Consider the following 1,476-nt stretch of genomic DNA (forward strand, 5'->3'; position numbering starts at 1 on the left):
TCACCGAGGCGGCCTGCAAGACCCTGGTCAAGCAACGGCTCTGCGCCTCCGGCATGCGCTGGAAGAACAAAGGCGCGAAGATCGTCCTCAGCCTGCGCGCCCTCACCCACACCGCCGGGCGGTGGACACAGTTCTGGCAGAAGATCGATCAGTTCGGGGCTCAATGCGCCGGCTGAGCACATTATGCGGAGGCCGCACCCTCAAAACAACCGCATGAGACCGATTTCTGGGATCAATATCGAGTGAAGGGAAATGTCATGGAAGCGACATTGCAGAGCATCTTCAGAGATGGATTAGAAACCTATCAAGAACACCATGGATTGAGCATGGATCAATCCCGTGCCGCGCAGGCCATCCTGCTGTGCCAAACCGAAGCGCTCGGTTACGAAGAATGGATCTGCTTCGATGATGGCCACAGGGAACAGCAGAACCATTCCTGCCGCCATCGCAGTTGCCCGCGCTGCCATGGCGCCATGACCCATGATTGGTTGGAACGGACCCAAGCGCGGCTGCTTCCCTGCGACCACTATCACGTGGTCTTCACGTTGCCCCATGAGCTCGATGCATTGTGGCAGTACAACCGTCAGTGGTGCGGTGATCACCTGTTCAAGGCCTCCGCGGAAACGCTGCGACAGCTGCTGGCCGATGACAAGTATCTGGGGGCCGAGGTGGGGCTGCTCAGTGCGCTGCACACCTGGGGGCGCACCCTGAGCTTCCATCCGCACGTGCATGTCCTCGTCACGGGCGGCGGGCTCGCTGGCGAGCAGTGGCGCCCGGTCAAGAACGGCTACCTGCTGCCCGTGGGGGTGCTCAAGGCCAAGTTCCGCGGCAAGTGGCTCAGCTGGCTCAACGACGCTTACGCGGCCGGTGAGCTGAAGCTGCCGCCGGATTGGACGCCGCAGCGCTGGAGGCAGGTCTTGCGCACGATCTCACGCAAGCGTTGGAATGTCCGCATCCAGGGCGGTTATCGCCATGGTCACGGCGTGGTCAACTACCTGTCGCGGTATCTGCGCGGCGGTCCCATCAAGGATCACCGCATCGTCCCGGCCACGCCTGAGCAGGTGAGCTTTCGTTACCGCGACCACCACGACGGGTGCGAGAAGACCATGCAGTTATCCCCGACGCAGTTCATCGCGCGCGTGCTCTGGCACGTGCCGGTCAAAGGCCAGCACGGCGTGCGTTATTACGGACTCTACACCGCCGGGGCCGCCAACAAGCGGCAACGGATCAAGGATCAACTGGGCGTGGTTGCAGAGGCCGCGACAGCGACACAGGCGCCAGCCCGTCAGTGCCCCCTCTGTGGGCGTCCCCTGTTTCATCGCCTCAGCGTTCGCGGTCAAATTTCCTATCTAGTGCCTGAACGGAAAGTCGTTTTCAATAGCAGGAACAATGCCTTATAATCGAATCCGGCACCGGAAGTCGAGTGGCCGGAAATCGCCGGCAGGCACGGCGCCGTCGCTAACTGACTGATTGTTC

Annotated in this window: 1 protein-coding gene and 1 pseudogene; both read left to right on the forward strand. The window is 61.5% G+C overall.

Annotated elements, in window-relative coordinates:
- Positions 1-176: pseudogene (locus CKO41_RS18240) on the forward strand (ISKra4 family transposase); the annotation flags it as partial.
- A gap of 81 nt (positions 177-257) precedes the next feature.
- The gene (locus tag CKO41_RS18245; RefSeq protein ID WP_200383285.1) at positions 258-1,400 is read left to right on the forward strand and encodes an IS91 family transposase; all 1,143 of its coding nucleotides are present in this window, start codon (positions 258-260) and stop codon (positions 1,398-1,400) included.
- Positions 1,401-1,476 lie beyond the last annotated feature (76 nt).

It is taken from the genome of Thiococcus pfennigii, from assembly GCF_016583835.1.
In the GTDB taxonomy this organism is placed as follows: domain Bacteria; phylum Pseudomonadota; class Gammaproteobacteria; order Chromatiales; family Chromatiaceae; genus Thiococcus; species Thiococcus pfennigii.